Below are 18,228 nucleotides of genomic sequence, written 5' to 3' on the forward strand. Positions count from 1 at the left end.
GGGCGACAACCCGCGCAAAAAGTGATAAAATACGATTGAAATCTAAAAGGATACCGATACGTTATTTAAAGTGTTTTTACAACATTTTCAATAGGGTGTTGAGTGCCCAAAAACCGAAGGAGAGATTTTACTTATGAAGAAAACTAAGATCGTAAGTACATTAGGCCCAGCAAGTACTGATGTCGAAACAATTACCAAGTTGATTGAGGCTGGAGCTAATGTTTTCCGATTTAACTTTTCACATGGTGACCACCCTGAACATCTTGATCGTATGAACAAGGTTCACGAAGCTGAAAAGAAGACTGGTAAGACTGTTGGAATTATGCTCGATACTAAAGGTGCTGAAATTCGTACCACTGTCCAAAAAGACGGCAAGATCGAATTCCACACTGGTGATGTTTTCCGTATTTCAATGGACGCAAGTCTTGAGGGTACTAAAGAAAAGATTGCCGTTACCTACCCAGGACTCTTTGACGATGTTCACGAAGGCGGCCATGTACTTTTCGATGATGGTTTGTTGGACACTGTTGTAACCAAAAAAGACGCTGCTAACAAAGAATTAGTGGTAACTGTTCAGAACGACAGCACCCTTGGTTCACGTAAAGGTGTTAACGCACCTGGCGTTTCAATCAACCTGCCTGGTATTACTGAAAAAGATTCAGATGATATCCGTTTTGGCTTGGACAATGACATCGACTTTATTTCAGCATCATTTGTTCGTAAAGCTCAAGATGTTTTGGACATTCGTGAATTGCTTGAAGAAAAGCACATGGAACATGTTCAAATCTTCCCTAAGATCGAATCACAAGAAGGTATCAACAACTTTGACGATATCATCAAGGTATCTGATGGTTTGATGGTTGCTCGTGGTGACATGGGTGTTGAAATTCCAGCAGAAAACGTTCCGTTGGTACAAAAGACTTTGATCAAGAAATGTAACCAACTTGGCAAGCCAGTTATCACCGCTACTCAAATGCTTGATTCAATGCAAGAAAATCCACGTCCTACACGTGCCGAAGCTTCTGATGTTGCCAATGCCGTCTTTGATGGTACTGATGCAACCATGCTTTCTGGTGAAAGTGCTAACGGTGACTATCCTGTTGAATCAGTTCAAACTATGGCTCGGATCGATGTTAAGGCTGAAAACGCATTTAGCGAATTTGGTACCCCACGTCCTCAATTCGACTCAAGCGATGTAACTGAATCAATTGGTGACTCAGTTGCCCGTGTTGCTAAAGAATTAGGTGTTCACTGTATCGTTGCTGCAACCCGTTCAGGTTACACTGCAAAGATGATTTCTAAGTATCATCCAGATGCAGACATCCTTGCCATCACATTTGACGAACGTACTCGTCGTGGTTTGATGGTTAACTGGGGTGTTCACCCAATCTTAGTTGACGAAGTTAAGAGCACTGATGAAATCTTTGAATTAGCTTCAAAGAAAGCTCTTGAAACTGGTTTAGCCAAGGAAGGCGATTTGATTATCGTTACTGCCGGTGTTCCAGTTGGTGAAAGTGGTACTACTAACTTGATGAGAGTTCAACTCATCGGTTCAAAGTTGGTTCAAGGCCAAGGTGTTGGTGACAAGACTGTTATTGGTAAAGCTGTTGTTGCTAAGAACGCAGCCGATGCTAAGAGCAAGGTTACTGAAGGCAGCATTTTGGTTACTAAGTCAACTGACAAAGAATATCTTCCAGCTATCGAAAAGGCCAGCGCCGTTGTTGTTGAAACTGGCGGCTTGACTTCACACGCAGCTGTTGTTGGTATCTCAATGGGTATTCCAGTTGTTGTTGGTGCCCAAAACGCTACCACCAAGATTTCCGACGGTGAATTAATCACTGTTGATTCACATCGTGGTGTGATTTATCACGGTGCTTCATCATCAATCTAAATTTAACTTGTGAGTGATCACAATTAATAATGACAGGTCCGGGCGGTTAATCCGTTCGGACCTGTTTGTGATTATTGATCCCGCGGTCGAAATTTTCCTTGAAAACGTGTAAAATAAGAACAAGATGGATTAGATCGGAGATAAGCATGAATAATATTATTGCGCAAGTGTTGACTGGTAAGGTCATCGATGAAAATGACAAGGACTATTACGTTCAGATTGAGGGAGAAACTTTTCTGCTCGACAAAACTGAAGTCAAGAAACCTTTGAAGATCGGTGCTAATTTTACTGGTTTCACTTATGAAAATGAACAGCATAAAATGCAAATTACAAGAAATATTCCAGACATCCGCCGCGATCATTACGGATTTGCGACAGTTGTGAAGGAAAAGTTTGGGTTGGGTGTCTTTGTGGACATCGGTTTGCCTAACAAAGATGTCGTGGTTTCAATCGATGAATTGCCAACCGTTCGCTCATTGTGGCCACAAGATGGCGACAAGCTGCTGATTGACTTAACGGTTGATAACAAGAACCGAATTTGGGGCCATCTGGCCGATGAGGAGATCTTTGCGGCAATTGCCAAACCAGCCAAGGATGATTTGCAGAACAAGAACCTGAAGGCACGGGCATATCGCTTGAAGATTTCTGGTACCCGTCTGTTAACAGAAGACTATAATTTAGCTTTTCTGCACCCAGATGAACGGTTAATGGAGCCGCGACTGGGAGAAGAAGTTGAAGGCCGTGTGATTGGAATGCTGCGTGATGGCAGTGTCAATATTTCGACCAAGCCGCGAGCTTACCAAGAGATTGGCGAAGATGCGCAAATGATTTTAGCTGCAATTGTGCATACTGATGATAAACAGCTCGCCTTCAGCGACAAGAGCACGCCGGACTCAATCAAGGATTACTTTGGTATAAGTAAGGGCGCTTTCAAACGTGCGTTGGGTCATCTGCTCAAAGAGAATTTGATTGTTCAAGAAGACGGTCACATTTCATTAAAGAAGTAGGGTCTTAACATGCACGAACAAATTGAGGACTATCTTCATTATTTGAGAGTTGAACGCGGGCTTTCAGACAATACAATTAAAAGCTATCGGCAGGATTTGCAAGAGGCCGGTGCTTTTTTTGACAAGCATGCCAGCTCACTGAAAAAGATTGACCAGTTTGTCATTCTGAATTATCTGGAGACCTTGCAGCAGCAACATAAGGCACGCAATACGATAATTCGTGTCGTTTCAACGTTGCGGCGGTTCTTCCAATATCTGGTTCAATTCAATGTCATCAAAGATGATCCGATGTTGAAAGTCGATTCGCCCAAGAAGGCGCAAACCCTGCCGGATGTGTTGACCGTGACGGAGGTTAATCAATTGCTGTCAATGCCGGATGTCCACAAAAAGTTGGGTGTTCGTGACCGGGCCATTTTGGAAACCCTCTACGCCACCGGACTGCGGGTTAGTGAATTGGTCAACCTCAAGTTAGGCGACCTTCATTTGCCGATGAATCTCCTGCAGACAATTGGTAAAGGTGACAAGGAGCGGATCATTCCGATTAGCGATGTGGCGATCGACTGGTTGAATCAATACATGAAAACGACTCGGGTGCAGCTGCTCTCAGGAAAGCCCAATACGGAATACTTGTTTTTGAACGCCCACGGGCGTCAATTGACTCGCCAAGCAATTTGGCAGATGATCAAGAAGTATGTTCACCAAGCAGGCATTAAGCGTCATGTGACACCACATACATTGCGGCATTCATTTGCGACGCATTTGTTGGAAAATGGGGCCGACTTACGAATTGTTCAGGAATTGTTGGGCCACTCGGATATCTCGACAACTCAGATTTATACACATGTTTCGCATAAACATTTGACCGAAGTCTATAATAAATTTCATCCAAGAGCATAATTAGCGAGGTTAGATAAATGTTATATCAATACCGAAAAGATTATGAAAAAATAACCATGGGCCTGTTTTCACTGGTTTCTGAACTTCAAAATATGGATTTGGTAGCTCAAGAAATGAACTGGTACGCCGCTAAAGACAACCGACTGATTTATCTGTGGCGGGATCCTTCCAATAACTGGTCGGGGTTAGTTGGCATTGAACTCCAAAATGAGCAACTATTGGTTCACCAATTGGTATTGACGCCACAAAGCGTCAGCCAAGGAAACTACAACCGAATTTTTGATGACCTTCAAGATCTTTATCCAAAATACAAGATTGTGGTTGGCTTTGAAAATCGCGCAGCCTGGGAAAAATGGGAGAACGCAACTAACCATGCCTGACACAAAACAGCCAGAACTACATTTGAATGATTTCGATGGGCCGCTTGAAGTCCTCCTGCATCTGATTCAGGAATCTAAAATGGATATCTATGACATCCAAATTTCCAAGATTACTGAACAATATATGCAATATATTTATGATGCTCAACAATTGAATTTAGAAATTGTCGGTGAGTATTTCGTGATGGCCGCCAAATTGATGGTAATCAAGTCAAAGTTGCTGCTGCCAACAATTACTGATGATGATCCTGATGAGACCCAAGCCGATCCACGTGAGGAGTTGGTCTCCCAACTTCTGAACTACAAACGGTATAAGCTGGTGGCTGCTGACATGAAAAAGCGGGAGGCCCGTCGACGGGAAAGCTTTACCCGCTCAGAGTTAACGATGCCCCCGACCAAAGAAGAACTAATCCAGCCATCACCATTTAACAGTGGTGATATCATGGCCAGTTATGTGGATGCGTTGAAGCAATTTAAGTACAACAAACCGATGTCGACGGTTATCCACGAGTGGGAATTCACAATTGAAGGCCAGAGCCAGCGGGTTCGTGAGCTTTTAAGCCAAAGTCGTGACCAAATTTCCTTTGACAAACTGGTTGCCAATTCGACTCAAACTGAGGAAGTGGTGACTGATTTTCTGGCGATTTTGGAAATGGCGAAGTATAACGAAGTTCGGTTAAATCAGTCCGATGTTAAATCGGCAATCCAAATTCGAAAGGGGCCCGGATACGTTGATCAGTAATTTAGCAAAAATTGAATCACTCTTGTACGCATCCGGTGACCAAGGGATCACCCTTCGGCAGATTTCTCAGCGGACTGCATTAACGGTTGCCGCGTGTCGGCAATTGTTGGAGAAGATTGTTGAGAAATATGCCCAAGATGAAGATAGTGGTCTCAAAGTATTTGTCAGCGACAACGTTTATCGATTGGGCACTAAGGAAGAATTATCCGAATTGGTTGGAGACTACGTCAATGACGCTAAGCCACGGGTTTTGTCCGAGGCGGCGTTGGAAACCATTTCAATTATTATGTATAATCAGCCGATCACCAGAATTGAGATCGATCAGATCCGGGGCGTCAACAGCTCAGCTATCTTGCATCGACTGGTGAATCAGGATCTGATTGAAGTGACTGGCATTAAAGACGAAGTCGGCAATCCCAAGCAGTATGGCATTACCAATTTTGGTTTAGATTACTTCGGACTGAAATCATTAAAGGACTTGCCGCCACTGCCCAAGGATGAAGTTCTTGACGATGACACCAGCGATTCATTGTTAACCCGTTTTAATAAGGAAATTGATCAAAAAAATTAGGAGGTGGATGTATGAACGAACAACGTTTACAAAAAGTGATTGCCCATGCGGGAGTTGCATCCCGACGGAAGGCTGAAGATTTAATTGCAACCGGCCACGTGAAAGTTAACGGCGAGGTTGTTAAGGAATTGGGAACTAAAGTGACGCCCAACGACGAGGTTAAAGTCGATGAGGTGCCGATTTCAAAGGAAGCCCCAGTGTATTATCTGCTTTATAAGCCACGCGGCGTCATTACCGCCGTGACTGACGACAAACATCGTAAGACGGTTGTCGACATTTTGGACGAAGTGCCTGAACGAATTTACCCAGTTGGGCGTCTGGACTACGACACGTCAGGTTTGCTGTTGTTAACCAACGATGGTGATTTGGATAACAAATTGACCCATCCTAAATATGAAGTTGAAAAGACTTACGTTGCCAAGGTGAAAGGGATTGTCACCAATGACGATCTCAAGCACTTGCGGACCGGTGTTGTGATTGAACATCGTAAAACTGCCAAAGCAAAGACCAAATTGATCCGCACCAACAAGGATTCATCAATTGTTCAATTGACAATTCACGAAGGTCGTAATCATCAGGTCAAAAATATGTTTGAAAAAATCGGTCACCCGGTTGAAAAATTAAGCCGGGAGACATACGGCTTCTTAACCTTGAAAGGTTTACAACCGGGCGATTATCGGCCACTTAAGCCACATGAAGTTGAAGAGCTGAAAGAATTGACCGACAAGACAAATCGTTGACATTCAATTCAGTTCTGCTATATTTAAGTTAATTAAATTGGTTTATCTTCAGGGCAGGGTGTGATTCCCGACCGGCGGTGATAGTCCGCGACTCACGAGTGATCGTGCTGAGCTGGTGAAATTCCAGTGCCGACAGTAAAGTCTGGTATGTAGAAGATTAAATTTTACACGCTTTTTATGATGCCCTGACAAATTCTTTTTGTCAGGGCATCTTTTGAAGATTGACCATTGGAGGAGAGGTTTTTTCAATGGAAAATAGTGGTAAGCATGCACAGTTTGCAACAACTCGGTTAGTGGAAATGTCTGTTTTTGCAGGTCTTTCTTATGTTTTGATGTTTTTGTCAGTGCCGATCATTCCGATCGTGCCATACATGCGGTTGGATTTAGCTGATATGCCGATTTTACTGGGGACCGTTTTATTTGGACCGGTTGGCGGCATGACGATTGCTGGTTTAAAAGCGTTGCTGTACTGGGTCACTACCGGTGCAGACGTGATTAACTTCATCGGTGTCGGGTCATCATTAATTTCATCGTTAGTCTTAATTTGGGCCTACTATTTGGCTGATCGCCTGTTTTCATTTACCAGCGGTTGGAAGAAGGCCAGTCTGGTCGTCTTGACGATGGCGGTTTCCTTGACGATCATTATGTCGCTCACCAATTGGTTAGGCGTCATTCCACTTTACATGAATTTGATCGGTATGAAGCTGGGCTTCCCACTTGCCACTGTGATTTTATCTGGAGTGGTTCCCTTCAACTTCATTAAAGGAATTGTCGTCGGGGCGGTCTTTTATCTGATTAAAAACAGTTTCCTGCCGCGCTTAAAGTTTCGGTAAAATTCAGTAGTCACATTCAAAACGTTTCGTATATAATTAAATAGTGAGTACTCTTAGAAGCTAGGACAAACTTACCGGTTTGGACTGGCTTTTTGTTTGGAGGTTTATACATGGAGTTAGGCATTCTCTTGTTAATATTTGGAAGCGATCGGCAGTTTCGCCGCGTCAAGGCAGTCAAAAATACCTTGCGTGGGCGACGAACAGTTTCCAATTTATACTGGGCATTGCAGTACGGAATGCTTGATTTTGTGGACGCATTGCATGGCGAGCAATTCGGTGATGACCAAAAGACGTTGACTGCATTAAAGTCACAGGGATTGGTTGATGCCGATGATGCGTTTCAGATTCAGTTAACGCCCAAGGGGATTACTCAGCAGCAACAATACTTGAACCAGTTAATGCCACTGAAATATTTGGCGATCGCTTCCAAATATGACGTTGCCAAATTCATGCAGCGATTCAGTTTTGCTGTCCAAATTGTTTCCGAATATAGTTACGGTAACTCTAAATACTATCCGCAAAGAATTGATTACTTTGAAGATCAACTGTTGAAACGTTGGTTTGTTCAAAATAAAGAAAATGATTTACCGAATCATTTTCACAAAGAGCTGAATGACTTTTTGGGTGATCTTGGAGATGATCACTTGGCGGACACCTTCACTGAAAGTTTGATTGGGCATCATTTTTCGGGATTAACTGCGGATCAGATCGCATCTCAACACCAAGTGCCGGCTACAATCATTGAGCTTCAGTGGCTTCAGCTGTATGGTAAGCTGCTGACCAATTTATTAAGTCTGCCGAAGAACAATGTCTTTTCAATGCTGACAGCCGACTTGGAAAAGCCGATTGTTTCCAACAGTGCCAGGGAAACGTTTGATATGTTTCTCCGTCAGGGGGATGGAAATCTGGGACTGATCTCAAAGCGTCGTAAAATCAAATTGACCACGGTTTATGAGCACTTGCTGGAAGCGGCGATAATGGCGCCTGTTAAGGGGTTCCCATATCAAGCCCTGATTTCGTCAGATTTAATGGGCCAGTTACGGGCACATCAACCAGAAAATGTGGGTGACTGGAATTTTCAGGATGCCAGTCATGCAATTCCCAACTTAGAATTCTTTCAGTTTCGACTTTTTCAAATCTATAGGAGCAAATCGACTGATGAAGATTAATTTGCAAAGTAAATTAAAAAAATATTTTGGCTTTGACGAATTTCGACCGGGTCAGGAAGCAATTTTGCGGCATTTGCTGGGGAATCAAGACACACTGGCAGTTTTACCAACTGGTGGCGGGAAAACCTTGCTGTACCAGATGTATGGGGCTGTGACTCATCAAAGAGTCATTATTGTGTCGCCACTGATCTCATTGATGCAGGATCAAGTGAGCCGGCTGCAGTATTTGGGCTCCAAAAGAGTGGTTGCCCTTACTTCTGCCCTGGATTTTCAGGAGAAATCGATTATTTTAAATCATTTAAGCAATTATCAATTTATTTATGTTTCTCCTGAAATGTTGGCAAATGACCAAGTCCTGCGCAGAATTCGAAGCTTGAACGTTGGCTTGTTTGTCATTGATGAGGCGCACTGCATTTCCGAATGGGGGCCTGACTTTCGGCCAGATTACTTGAAGTTGGGCAAGGTTCGCCAGTTGTTGGGTAAACCATTGACATTGATGATGACCGCGACTGCGACGAAGCTGGTTCGTCGGGACATCATTGATCATTTGGACTTTGAAGACGGGGATGTTCAACAAATTATCTTGCCGGTTAACCGGCCAAATATCTTTTTGGCGGCCAAAATTTTGCCTAATCAACAGGAAAAAGATCAGACATTGATTGATTTGGTCCGCCAACTCCATGGTGCCGGGATCATTTATTTTTCCAGTAAAAGCAAAGCCGAACAGGCCGCAGTTGCCCTGACTAACCAGACTGACCGTCGAGTGATGGCCTATCACGGCGGGATGGATAATCAGCGTAGATTCCACATCCAGCAGCAATTTATGGATGGCAATCTCGACATTGTCTGTGCGACCAGCGCATTTGGAATGGGCATTGATAAGGACGATATTCGGTTCGTGATTCACTATCATCTGCCGGCAAACATTCAAAGTTACGTTCAAGAAATTGGCCGCTGTGGCCGCGATCAACAGCCTGGCTTGGCAATTCTGTTATATGAGCCTAATGATCGCTATCTGCAAATGAATTTGATTGATAACACGATTCCAGAAGCCGGCTTATTACGGTATTTGTATCGGCATCCCAAAGCAATCACGGATGACGATCAGTTCCGTGTGATTCAATATTATTTTGATAACGATTATTCACTAGACCAGGCAGCCGCCATATTTGACCGTTCACGGCAACGCCGAATCACCGAGCTGGGATCGATGGTGCAATATATTTATCATGATGGCTGTCGACGGGATGAACTGCTTAAATACTTTGATGAGAAGTTATCGACCGAAGATCGAAATCAAAATTTCTGCTGCGACAACGATGTTGATTTCTGGAATCATTGGCAGGATTTTAATGATAAATATTTGGATCAACAGGACGATGCTTCAAAAAGTGTGTCAAGAAGTTGGCATGAAGTCATCGATCAACTGTTTTTATCAAAAAATTAAGGTAAATTTAATCAGATTAATGATAAAATAAGTTTGTCTATATCCTGATCAAAAGGGGGTTCAATATGAATTCGAATGATGAACACAAAAAAACTGACGAAGATCAGCCATGGAATCAAACATTTTCTGAGGATCGTGACGAAAATGGCAATCTTTCTCGGGTTAAGCTCAGAAAGCAAAGTCAGAATCATCATCTGATTACCATTGTTTTGGCTGCGTTGATTTTGATCGTGGCAATTGTGGCATTGGTGTATGGATTAGTGCGTCAAAGCGCCATGGGGAATGATTCTAAGAGTGCTGAGTCGTCATCTGTCCGAGTTGTCCGCCAAGATACAGCAAAAAAAAAATCTTCAGCAACCCCAAAATCCAAATCGGATTCAACTAAAGCCAAGTCAACTGTGAAACATCGGACTGATAAGGCCGCCAAAGAATCCCAAAAAGCTGCGGTAAGGCAATCATCTGCCAGTTCTAATACAACTGCTGCATCTTCCAGCACCCAGTCCAGTGCGACTAGTCAGTCCAGTCAAGCAGCGAGTTCATCAACTAAGCGGCCAGCTTCAACTGCCGGACACAAATATGTGACCGTTCAGGCTGGCCAGGGGATGTTTCGGGTTGCGTACAACAATGGTTTAACCACTGCTCAACTGATGCAGATGAACGGCTTAACGTCCAGTTCACAGCTGTATCCAGGCCAACGTCTGCGGGTTAAATAGTTTCAAGATTCAAATTAAAATAATGTCAGGTAAGGAATGTTAGAATGCGAAAAAATGGATTACAAGTAGCAATTGATGGACCGGCATCGGCTGGTAAAAGTACGGTTGCCAAGTTGGTTGCCAAACAGTTCCACTATGTTTACTGTGACACCGGTGCCATGTACCGGGCAATCACATTAAAAGCAATTCGGGAAGGCGTTTCATTCGATAACGTTGCTGAAATTGCTAAAATTGTCAAATCATCAAAGATCACTTTTGAACCCAGCGATGACGGTCAAAAGGTTTTTATCGACGGCAAAGAAATCACCGAAGCGATTCGTCAAGAAGACGTGACCAATTCTGTTTCCGCAGTTGCCGCAATCGGTGATGTGCGCAAGGAACTAAGCGCTCAGCAGCAGGCGATTGCTAAAGACGGTGGCATTGTAATGGATGGTCGTGACATTGGAACATCTGTTTTGCCAGATGCTGAAGTCAAAATCTTTTTGATTGCCAGCGTTGCCGAACGAGCACAACGACGTTACAAAGAAAACATTCAAAAAGGCATCAATACTCCGCTAGATGAATTACAATTGGAAATTGAGGCTAGAGATTATAAAGATTCTCATAGAAAGATTTCACCGCTAACCAAGGCTGAAGATGCTGTAGAGATTGATACGACGTCACTTTCTATTGATCAGGTCGTCTCAAAAATTGCAAATGTTATAAATAAAACACTGAAATAGCAACTAATTGGTCAATTGACTGGTAATATTGGTCAATTTAAGATAAAATTATGATTAGAGTTGTTTCAAGGAGGAATTGTTTGATGAGTGAAAATGCAAATAATGATAAAAATGATTTATTAAACGCTTTAAATAGCGTTAATGAAGTAAAAGTTGGTGACGTTGTCACTGGTGAAGTTTTGGCCAAAGACGACAGTCAACAATTAATCGTGGGTATTGAAGGTTCAGGTGTTGAAGGTGTTGTTCCACCACGTGAGCTTTCATCTGACCAAAATGTTGATGACATTAAGCAGGGCGACAAGCTTAAGTTGGTTGTTACTTCCCGTATCGGAAGCGACAAGGAAGGCGGAAGTTTCCTGCTTTCATCAAAGCGTTTGGAAACCCGTAAAGTTTGGGACGAATTGGCTGAAAAGTCAAAGAACGACGAAACGATTACTGCCAAAGTCAGCCAAGCTGTTAAAGGCGGCTTAGTTGTTGATGCCGGTGTTCGTGGATTTGTTCCAGCCTCAATGATCTCTGACCACTATGTTGATGATTTGAATCAATTTAAAGGTCAAGAACTTGAATTAAAAGTAATTGAAATTGATCCAGTTGAAAATCGTCTTATTTTATCTCATAAGGCAATTGTTCAAGCTGAAAAAGCAGAAGAACGTGAAAAGTTGATGCAAACTCTTCACGAAGGCGATATTGTTGAAGGAACTGTTGCCCGTTTAACCAGCTTTGGTGCGTTTGTTGACCTTGGCGGCATGGACGGATTGGTTCACGTCTCACAAATCGCTTATGAACGTGTTGACAAGCCTTCTGATGTTTTGAAGGTTGGTCAAAAGGTTCAAGTTAAGGTATTGTCAGTTGACTTCGACCGTAACCGAATCTCACTTTCAATCAAACAAACTCTTCCAGAACCTTGGGACGGAATCGAAGAAAAAGCTCCAGTTGGCAGTGTTCTTGAAGGAACTGTTAAGCGCCTTGTTGATTTCGGTGCCTTTGTTGAAGTCTTCCCAGGTGTTGAGGGATTAGTTCATATTTCTCAAATCGCCCACGAACACATCGACAAGCCTTCTGATGTTTTGAAGGTTGGCGAGAAGATTCAAGTTAAGGTTCTTGATGTGGATACTGACAGAAAACGTTTGGCATTATCAATTAAAGCTTTGACTGATGCTCCTGAAGAAGAAGCTAAGCCAAAGAAGTCAAACAACCGACCATCACGTTCACGTAAGTCTAACGACCGTTCAATCAGTAATGCTCCGGAAGAAGAAACCGGCTTTACTTTGGGCGACCTCATTGGTGACGAATTGAAGAAGTCCGGCAACAATGACGATGATGATAACAAATAATCAATTATTTAAATCATGAAAAGGGGCTGGAAACAAAACGTAAGTTTTGTCCCAGCTCTTTTCTTTCTGAATTTACTTAGCAAAGGAGGGATTTATATGGCATTGCCAACAGTTGCATTTATTGGCCGTCCAAACGTTGGAAAATCAACAATTTTTAACCGGATTGCCGGCGATCGAATTTCGATCGTTGAAGATACACCGGGTGTGACCCGGGATCGAATCTATTCTCATGGAGAATGGTTGGCAACTAAATTTGCGATGATCGATACTGGTGGTATTCAGATCAGTGACGCACCGTTTGCAACCCAAATTAAAAGTCAGGCTGAAATTGCCATTGATGAGGCAGATGTGATTGTCTTTATTGTCAGTGGCAAAGAAGGGGTCACCGCTGATGATGAACAGGTGGCTAAGATTCTTTATCGTAGCGACAAACCAGTTGTATTGGCGGTAAATAAAGTTGATAACCCTGAAAGCCGTGAAGATATTTACGAGTTCTATTCACTTGGGTTTGGCGATCCAATGCCAATTTCCGGTGTCCATGGCCTTGGCCTTGGCGATTTACTCGATAAAGTCGTTGAAAAGTTCCCCAAGACAGATGAAAAAACTGATAACGACGATATCCGATTCAGCATCATTGGCCGTCCCAACGTTGGGAAATCATCGTTGGTTAACGCGATTTTGGGCGAAGATCGGGTCATTGTTTCAGATATTGCTGGCACTACCCGTGATGCGATTGATACGCGTTTTGAAGCAGATGGCATGAAGTTCACGATGGTCGACACTGCCGGGATTCGTAAACGAGGCAAAGTTTACGAAAACACTGAACGTTATAGTGTGATGCGGGCAATGAAAGCCATTGACCAAAGTGACGTCATTTTATTTGTGATGAACGCAGAAGAAGGCATTCGTGAACAGGATAAAAAGGTTGCTGGTTACGCTCACGAGGCTGGTAAGGCAATCATTACAGTCGTTAACAAATGGGATACTCTTAAAAAGACTAACCATACGCAACAGGATTTCGAAACTTTAATTCGCAATGAATTTCAGTATATGGCCTATTCACCAATCATCTTTGTTTCTGCTGTCACCAAGCAGCGCATTGAGAAACTACCTGAACTGATCAAACGGGTTTACGATAACCACGAAAAGCGGGTTCAGTCATCTGCTTTGAACGACGTCATCATGGGCGCGGTTGCCGTTCATCCAACTCCAACGGTTAACGGAAAACGACTGCGAATTTATTACGCCACTCAGGTCGTCACTGGGCCACCAACTTTTGTGGTTTTCGTCAATAATCCAGACTTGATGCATTTCTCATATGTCCGCTTCTTAGAAAATCAAATTCGGGATAATTTTGACTTTACCGGAACCCCCATTAGAATCATCAAGAGAAGCCGAAAATAGACCGAAAATGCTCGTTTTTTAACAAAATCTTGATTTTTAGGCGTTTATCGGCACTAAATTAGGCAAAACCATTGCAATGACGGCGTTCTTATGCTATCTTTGAAAAAGAAATGATGTTGTAAAAGGCGTTATTTCAGCATTCCGGATTTGTGAGAATTCGACTTGCAATGTTTTACATACCTATCTTTGAGGGAGGTGAATACACTCATGGCAAATAAAGCAGAATTAGTAACCAATGTTGCAACTGCAACTGGTTTGACTAAAAAAGACGCTACATCAGCTGTGGATGCAGTATTTGAATCAATCCAAGCTAGTTTAGCAAAAGGTGACAAGGTTCAATTAATCGGTTTCGGTAACTTTGAAGTACGTCAACGTGCCGCTCGTAAGGGCCGTAACCCACAAACAGGTCAAGAAATTCAAATTCCTGCAAGCAAAGTACCAGCTTTCAAACCTGGTAAGGCGCTCAAGGATGCTGTTAAATAGTATTCATCTGTTAAGCCAGAACGGCATTTGTCGGGCTGGCTTTTTTTATACACTTTGGAGGACAAACATGAGCTATTCAAAAACTGCTTTAGACCAACTTGAAGGCGGCCAAATTGATGATTTTAAGAAATCATTCCAGCAGGCACTCGACAATGACTCGGATGACCTGCTTTATTCCTTGGCTGAAGAGCTGTATTCACTCGGCTTTTCCAATTACTCAAATACTATTTACGAAAAACTATTCAAAAAATATCCTGAAGATGATGGCTTAAAAATAAATTTGGCTGAATTAGCGATTGATGACGATCAAGATGACAAGGCGCTGAATTATTTGTCCCAGGTTCCCCAGGAATCAGACGAATATGTCCGTTCGTTGATGGTAGCGGCCGATTTATACCAGACCCAGGGAATGTTCGAGATCAGTGAGCAAAAGCTCTTAGAAGCCCAAAAATTGGCTCCTGATGAGGATGTCATCAAGTTTGCCTTGGCTGAATTTTACTTCACTACCCGAAACTACCGCAAAGCAATTAATTTATACTTGGATTTGATTACGTCTGGTACGTTGGAGATGTCATCCGTCAATCTGGTTGAGCGGCTGGGGGTTTCCTACGCTGAAATCGGCAAATTCGAGCAGGCGATGGGGTATCTGGAACAAATCAAGCCGATCAACATGAACAGTGATGTCAAATTTGAATTGGCATTCACCTATTTCAATTTAAAAGACTATCAAAAAGCGATCAAGACCTTTGAAGATTTACGGGATTCTGACCCCCAATACAGTTCTCTGTATCCTTATTTGGCTGATTCTTATGTCAATCTAAAACGGGTACCTGAGGCTTTGAAGGCGATCCAAGAAGGAATTTCAATCGATCAATTCAACGAAAAGATCTGGCAGAAAGCTGGCCAAATCGCGGAAATGGCCAACGAGGATGATCTGGCATTGAAGTACTTCCAAAAAGGCCATGAAATCGCCCCTGACGACATGGAGATCTTAACCCTACTATCTGATTGGTATATCGCTCACGAACGATACAGCGACAATCTGAAGATTCTGGAGGGGGTCTTGGAGGACCACGTCGTTGATGCGCACTTGGCCTATAATTTAGCCCTCTCATATCAAAATACCGGTGAAACTAAAAAAGCTGCCAATAATTATGAATTGGCAGCCAATGAATTGTCGGACAACCCGGAGTTCTTGAAGCATGCCACGCTATTTTACCGAGAACTTGGCAAGCCCGAAGTTGAGAAGAAGTATTTGAAACAATATTTGGATCTTGTTCCAGGCGACATGGAGATGGAAGAGCTGTGGGACGAGATGTAGATTGTAACGAGCAACGGGTGGGGCGGTTTCTAAGGGTACTTTGATTGAAGTCCCTGGTTCTGGGGCTTTAATTAAAGTGCCCTTAGAAGTTAGCCCCAGTTGCGTCGGCACACGTTTCGACTAGAGTGTAACGAGACCCGGTAGATGCAGTCTCTAACCTAAATTTGGTTTAAGCCCTGGGCTTGGGGTTTAAACCAAATTTAGCTTAGAGGTTAGCATCTGGGTCATCGGCACACGTTTCAGCTAGAGCGAAGGCAAGTATCCACCAATCAGCCTCCCAACATAAAAAAAAGAGCCACTGATCATATCAGCGACTCTCAACATACATATAAAACTAAAGCAACTTAAACCGTTTAGGCCGCTTATAAGTGAACCCTTCACCAATCGCTTCGTTAACCTCAATAATCGAAATAAAGGCTTCCTCATCAATCGATTCGACCAATTTCTTGAGAGTATGCAGCTCACTGGGTGAAACAACACAATAGACAATTTGCTTGGAACGATGGGAATAGCCACCTTCAGCATTGAGGAAGGTCACACCGCGATGTAATTCGTTTTGAATGGCATTTGAAATCTTTTCGGATTCATTGCTGATAATTAAGATTCCCCGTGCGGTGTAAGCGCCTCGCTGGGTAAAGTTGACAATCATCGAAAAGATCCAAACGTAAATTAACGTATATGCCATCTGGCGCACATTCAAATAAATTAATGATGAAAGCAAAACGGCGACATCAATTGTCAACAGTGTTTGTCCCATCTGAACACCTTTGAATCGTTCGAACAATCTGGCAACAATGTCAACACCACCGGTTGTGCCGCCAAACCGGTAAACAATCCCACAGCCAAAGCCACCAAATAAACCAGCACCGATAGCCGAAAGCAGTAGATCGTGGTCAATGTTAATCACAATTGGCACTCGCTGCCAAATCCATAAAAAGACGGCCAGCGCGATGGTTCCGTATAAAGTGTAGAACATATCTTTCTTTCCTAAGAAACGATAGCCAATGGCAAACAACGGAATGTTGACCAAGATCGTCGAGTAAGCTGGATCGATGTGAAACAGTGCTCGCAAAATCAAAGTAATACCTGTGACACCGCCATCCGCCAAATGATTATAAATGTTAAAGAAGACAATCCCAAATGAGTAAATTGCCGTCCCGGCCGCAATTACCAGCAGGTCGACAAATGAAATATCAATTTTAAAGCGGCTCTCTTTTTTCGCCATCGTTTTTCCTCCCTGAATGATCTGACAACTCATCATAGCAATTCTGGCAGATATTTGGCAATGATTTCAGCGTTCTTTTTGTTTCACACCAAAATTCTGTTAAAATTACATCAGGATAAATATTAAATGGATGGCGATAATTGTGCGGATGGTAGAGATTCCTAAAGAGTTCCATGAGGCATTACCAATTTTACAAAAAATTGAATCGGCAGGCTACGAAGCCTATTTTGTCGGCGGTTCTGTGAGAGATACGATTTTAAAACGACCGATTCACGATGTGGATATTGCTACCAGTGCGTACCCCAGTGAAGTAAAGGCGTTGTTCAAACGGACTGTAGACACTGGAATCGAGCACGGAACTGTGATGATCCTTGACCATGGGACTGGATATGAAGTGACGACTTTTCGAACAGAGTCCGGCTACCAGGACTATCGACGCCCGGACAAGGTGACTTTTGTCCGTTCATTAAAAGAAGATCTGAAGCGTCGGGATTTTACAATTAATGCGCTGGCATTGGCTGAAAATGGCCAAGTGACTGATCTGTTTGGTGGCCTGGAAGATATGAAAAAACGGATTATTCGAGCAGTTGGCGATCCCAACGAACGGTTCAATGAAGATGCTCTGCGGATGATGCGAGCAGTCCGATTTGCCAGTCAATTGGATTTTAAAATTGAGGATGAGACCCTTGCCGGCATCAGCAAGCACAGTGAATTACTGGAAAAGATTGCTGTGGAACGTTCGCACACTGAATTTGTTAAAATGATGCTCGGTGTTGATGCCGAAAATGGTTTGAATATCATGTTGGAAACAAATTTGTATCAGCATGTTCCAGTATTGGGGCAATACTTGCCGCAGCTACAACAAATCGTTGCCAGTAAATTTGAGCTCACTAATGAAGTTCAGGTTTGGTCACTTTTAGCCTTTCGATTTGGCTTTTCTTCGAAACAGATTTCCACCTTCTTAAAAAAGTGGAAGACCGCCAATAAAATAATTAATGATGTTATACTTACCGTTGAATTACTTTTTGCGATCCAACGGAATGATGTTACCAATTTAACTTTGTATCATGTTGGCTGCTCAAACGTCGATAACGCAATTGCGGTCATGGCAGATCATTCCAAAACTGCCAACCTGCCGGAAAGATACAATCAACTGCCAATCAAAAATAAAAAGCAGCTGCAGATTACCGGAGGCGTTTTAATTAAAAAGGGCGTCTTGAAGCCCAGTCCACAGCTTGGTAAGGTTTTGGATTATCTTGAACAAAATGTGGTTGCTGGAAAGATCGCCAATCATCAAGACGAGCTTGTCAAAGCAGCCGTTAACTTTCTAAATGAGGACTGATAACTGA

Annotated in this window: 18 protein-coding genes and 1 riboswitch; of the genes, 17 read left to right on the forward strand and 1 reads right to left on the reverse strand. The window is 42.9% G+C overall.

Annotated features, from left to right (window positions below):
• The first annotated feature begins 133 nt into the window (after positions 1-133).
• The 16 genes from pyk to FD05_RS08820 all read left to right on the forward strand — a co-directional run bounded on the left by pyk (position 134) and on the right by FD05_RS08820 (position 15,654).
• Positions 134-1,891: a pyruvate kinase gene (gene pyk, locus FD05_RS08745; RefSeq protein WP_020280315.1), complete on the forward strand. Its 1,758-nt coding sequence runs from the start codon at positions 134-136 to the stop codon at positions 1,889-1,891.
• A 146-nt stretch (positions 1,892-2,037) separates the two neighbouring features.
• Positions 2,038-2,898: a CvfB family protein gene (locus tag FD05_RS08750; RefSeq protein ID WP_020280314.1), complete on the forward strand. Its 861-nt coding sequence runs from the start codon at positions 2,038-2,040 to the stop codon at positions 2,896-2,898.
• A gap of 9 nt (positions 2,899-2,907) precedes the next feature.
• Positions 2,908-3,795, forward strand: coding sequence for a site-specific tyrosine recombinase XerD (gene xerD / locus FD05_RS08755; RefSeq protein WP_020280313.1), 888 nt, complete (start codon positions 2,908-2,910; stop codon positions 3,793-3,795).
• Between the two features lie 17 nt (positions 3,796-3,812).
• A complete protein-coding gene (locus FD05_RS08760) occupies positions 3,813-4,175 on the forward strand; it encodes a hypothetical protein (RefSeq protein WP_039932367.1) in 363 nt (120 codons plus the stop codon).
• Positions 4,168-4,917, forward strand: a complete 750-nt coding sequence (locus FD05_RS08765) for a segregation and condensation protein A (protein WP_039932365.1) — start codon at positions 4,168-4,170, stop codon at positions 4,915-4,917. Before FD05_RS08760 ends, FD05_RS08765 begins: the two co-directional genes overlap by 8 nt.
• Entirely contained in the window at positions 4,907-5,488 is a 582-nt protein-coding gene (gene scpB, locus FD05_RS08770) for an SMC-Scp complex subunit ScpB (protein WP_020280310.1), read from the forward strand. Before FD05_RS08765 ends, scpB begins: the two co-directional genes overlap by 11 nt.
• 11 nt (positions 5,489-5,499) lie before the next feature.
• Positions 5,500-6,228 (forward strand): pseudouridine synthase, encoded by a 729-nt coding sequence (locus FD05_RS08775; protein ID WP_020280309.1) that lies wholly within the window; start codon positions 5,500-5,502, stop codon positions 6,226-6,228.
• A gap of 40 nt (positions 6,229-6,268) precedes the next feature.
• A riboswitch (FMN riboswitch) is annotated at positions 6,269-6,390 on the forward strand.
• A gap of 86 nt (positions 6,391-6,476) precedes the next feature.
• Positions 6,477-7,061, forward strand: coding sequence for an ECF transporter S component (locus FD05_RS08780; protein WP_020280308.1), 585 nt, complete (start codon positions 6,477-6,479; stop codon positions 7,059-7,061).
• Positions 7,062-7,171: 110 nt separating this feature from the next.
• Positions 7,172-8,230 (forward strand): helix-turn-helix domain-containing protein, encoded by a 1,059-nt coding sequence (locus FD05_RS08785; protein WP_020280307.1) that lies wholly within the window; start codon positions 7,172-7,174, stop codon positions 8,228-8,230.
• Complete coding sequence (locus FD05_RS08790; RefSeq protein WP_020280306.1) at positions 8,220-9,677, forward strand: RecQ family ATP-dependent DNA helicase; 1,458 nt, start codon at positions 8,220-8,222, stop codon at positions 9,675-9,677. The genes FD05_RS08785 and FD05_RS08790 overlap by 11 nt, the downstream gene beginning before the upstream one ends.
• Positions 9,678-9,742: 65 nt before the next feature.
• Positions 9,743-10,390 (forward strand): LysM peptidoglycan-binding domain-containing protein, encoded by a 648-nt coding sequence (locus FD05_RS08795; protein WP_056938584.1) that lies wholly within the window; start codon positions 9,743-9,745, stop codon positions 10,388-10,390.
• Between the two features lie 44 nt (positions 10,391-10,434).
• On the forward strand, positions 10,435-11,112 hold the full coding sequence (gene cmk, locus FD05_RS08800; RefSeq protein WP_020280303.1) for a (d)CMP kinase: 678 nt from the start codon (positions 10,435-10,437) through the stop codon (positions 11,110-11,112).
• Positions 11,113-11,195: 83 nt separating this feature from the next.
• Entirely contained in the window at positions 11,196-12,446 is a 1,251-nt protein-coding gene (gene rpsA, locus FD05_RS08805; protein ID WP_020280302.1) for a 30S ribosomal protein S1, read from the forward strand.
• Positions 12,447-12,542: 96 nt separating this feature from the next.
• Positions 12,543-13,850, forward strand: a complete 1,308-nt coding sequence (gene der / locus FD05_RS08810; RefSeq protein ID WP_020280301.1) for a ribosome biogenesis GTPase Der — start codon at positions 12,543-12,545, stop codon at positions 13,848-13,850.
• A 207-nt stretch (positions 13,851-14,057) separates the two neighbouring features.
• Entirely contained in the window at positions 14,058-14,333 is a 276-nt protein-coding gene (locus tag FD05_RS08815; protein WP_020280300.1) for an HU family DNA-binding protein, read from the forward strand.
• Between the two features lie 67 nt (positions 14,334-14,400).
• Entirely contained in the window at positions 14,401-15,654 is a 1,254-nt protein-coding gene (locus FD05_RS08820; protein ID WP_020280299.1) for a tetratricopeptide repeat protein, read from the forward strand.
• A 334-nt stretch (positions 15,655-15,988) separates the two neighbouring features.
• On the opposite strand, the gene FD05_RS08825 is transcribed toward FD05_RS08820, so the two are convergent.
• A complete protein-coding gene (locus tag FD05_RS08825; RefSeq protein WP_020280298.1) occupies positions 15,989-16,879 on the reverse strand; it encodes a YitT family protein in 891 nt (296 codons plus the stop codon).
• A 130-nt stretch (positions 16,880-17,009) separates the two neighbouring features.
• On the opposite strand from FD05_RS08825, the gene FD05_RS08830 reads away from it, so the two are divergent.
• Positions 17,010-18,221 carry a CCA tRNA nucleotidyltransferase gene (locus FD05_RS08830; RefSeq protein ID WP_039932361.1) on the forward strand — a complete coding sequence of 404 codons (1,212 nt, stop codon included), beginning with the start codon at positions 17,010-17,012 and terminating at the stop codon, positions 18,219-18,221.
• The last annotated feature ends 7 nt before the right edge of the window (positions 18,222-18,228 follow it).

It is taken from the genome of Lentilactobacillus otakiensis DSM 19908 = JCM 15040 (assembly GCF_001434145.1).
GTDB lineage: Bacteria > Bacillota > Bacilli > Lactobacillales > Lactobacillaceae > Lentilactobacillus > Lentilactobacillus otakiensis.

Bases quoted from the DNA above. Each gene is read 5' to 3' on its own strand.
- cmk (WP_020280303.1), top strand. From the start codon at position 10,435: ATGCGAAAAAATGGATTACAAGTAGCAATTGATGGACCGGCATCGGCT.
- der (WP_020280301.1), top strand. From the start codon at position 12,543: ATGGCATTGCCAACAGTTGCATTTATTGGCCGTCCAAACGTTGGAAAA.
- FD05_RS08760 (WP_039932367.1), top strand. From the start codon at position 3,813: ATGTTATATCAATACCGAAAAGATTATGAAAAAATAACCATGGGCCTG.
- FD05_RS08795 (WP_056938584.1), top strand. From the start codon at position 9,743: ATGAATTCGAATGATGAACACAAAAAAACTGACGAAGATCAGCCATGG.
- FD05_RS08790 (WP_020280306.1), top strand. From the start codon at position 8,220: ATGAAGATTAATTTGCAAAGTAAATTAAAAAAATATTTTGGCTTTGAC.
- xerD (WP_020280313.1), top strand. From the start codon at position 2,908: ATGCACGAACAAATTGAGGACTATCTTCATTATTTGAGAGTTGAACGC.
- FD05_RS08750 (WP_020280314.1), top strand. From the start codon at position 2,038: ATGAATAATATTATTGCGCAAGTGTTGACTGGTAAGGTCATCGATGAA.
- FD05_RS08820 (WP_020280299.1), top strand. From the start codon at position 14,401: ATGAGCTATTCAAAAACTGCTTTAGACCAACTTGAAGGCGGCCAAATT.
- FD05_RS08830 (WP_039932361.1), top strand. From the start codon at position 17,010: ATGGCGATAATTGTGCGGATGGTAGAGATTCCTAAAGAGTTCCATGAG.
- FD05_RS08780 (WP_020280308.1), top strand. From the start codon at position 6,477: ATGGAAAATAGTGGTAAGCATGCACAGTTTGCAACAACTCGGTTAGTG.
- FD05_RS08765 (WP_039932365.1), top strand. From the start codon at position 4,168: ATGCCTGACACAAAACAGCCAGAACTACATTTGAATGATTTCGATGGG.
- FD05_RS08785 (WP_020280307.1), top strand. From the start codon at position 7,172: ATGGAGTTAGGCATTCTCTTGTTAATATTTGGAAGCGATCGGCAGTTT.
- FD05_RS08825 (WP_020280298.1), bottom strand. From the start codon at position 16,879: ATGGCGAAAAAAGAGAGCCGCTTTAAAATTGATATTTCATTTGTCGAC.
- FD05_RS08815 (WP_020280300.1), top strand. From the start codon at position 14,058: ATGGCAAATAAAGCAGAATTAGTAACCAATGTTGCAACTGCAACTGGT.
- FD05_RS08775 (WP_020280309.1), top strand. From the start codon at position 5,500: ATGAACGAACAACGTTTACAAAAAGTGATTGCCCATGCGGGAGTTGCA.
- rpsA (WP_020280302.1), top strand. From the start codon at position 11,196: ATGAGTGAAAATGCAAATAATGATAAAAATGATTTATTAAACGCTTTA.
- pyk (WP_020280315.1), top strand. From the start codon at position 134: ATGAAGAAAACTAAGATCGTAAGTACATTAGGCCCAGCAAGTACTGAT.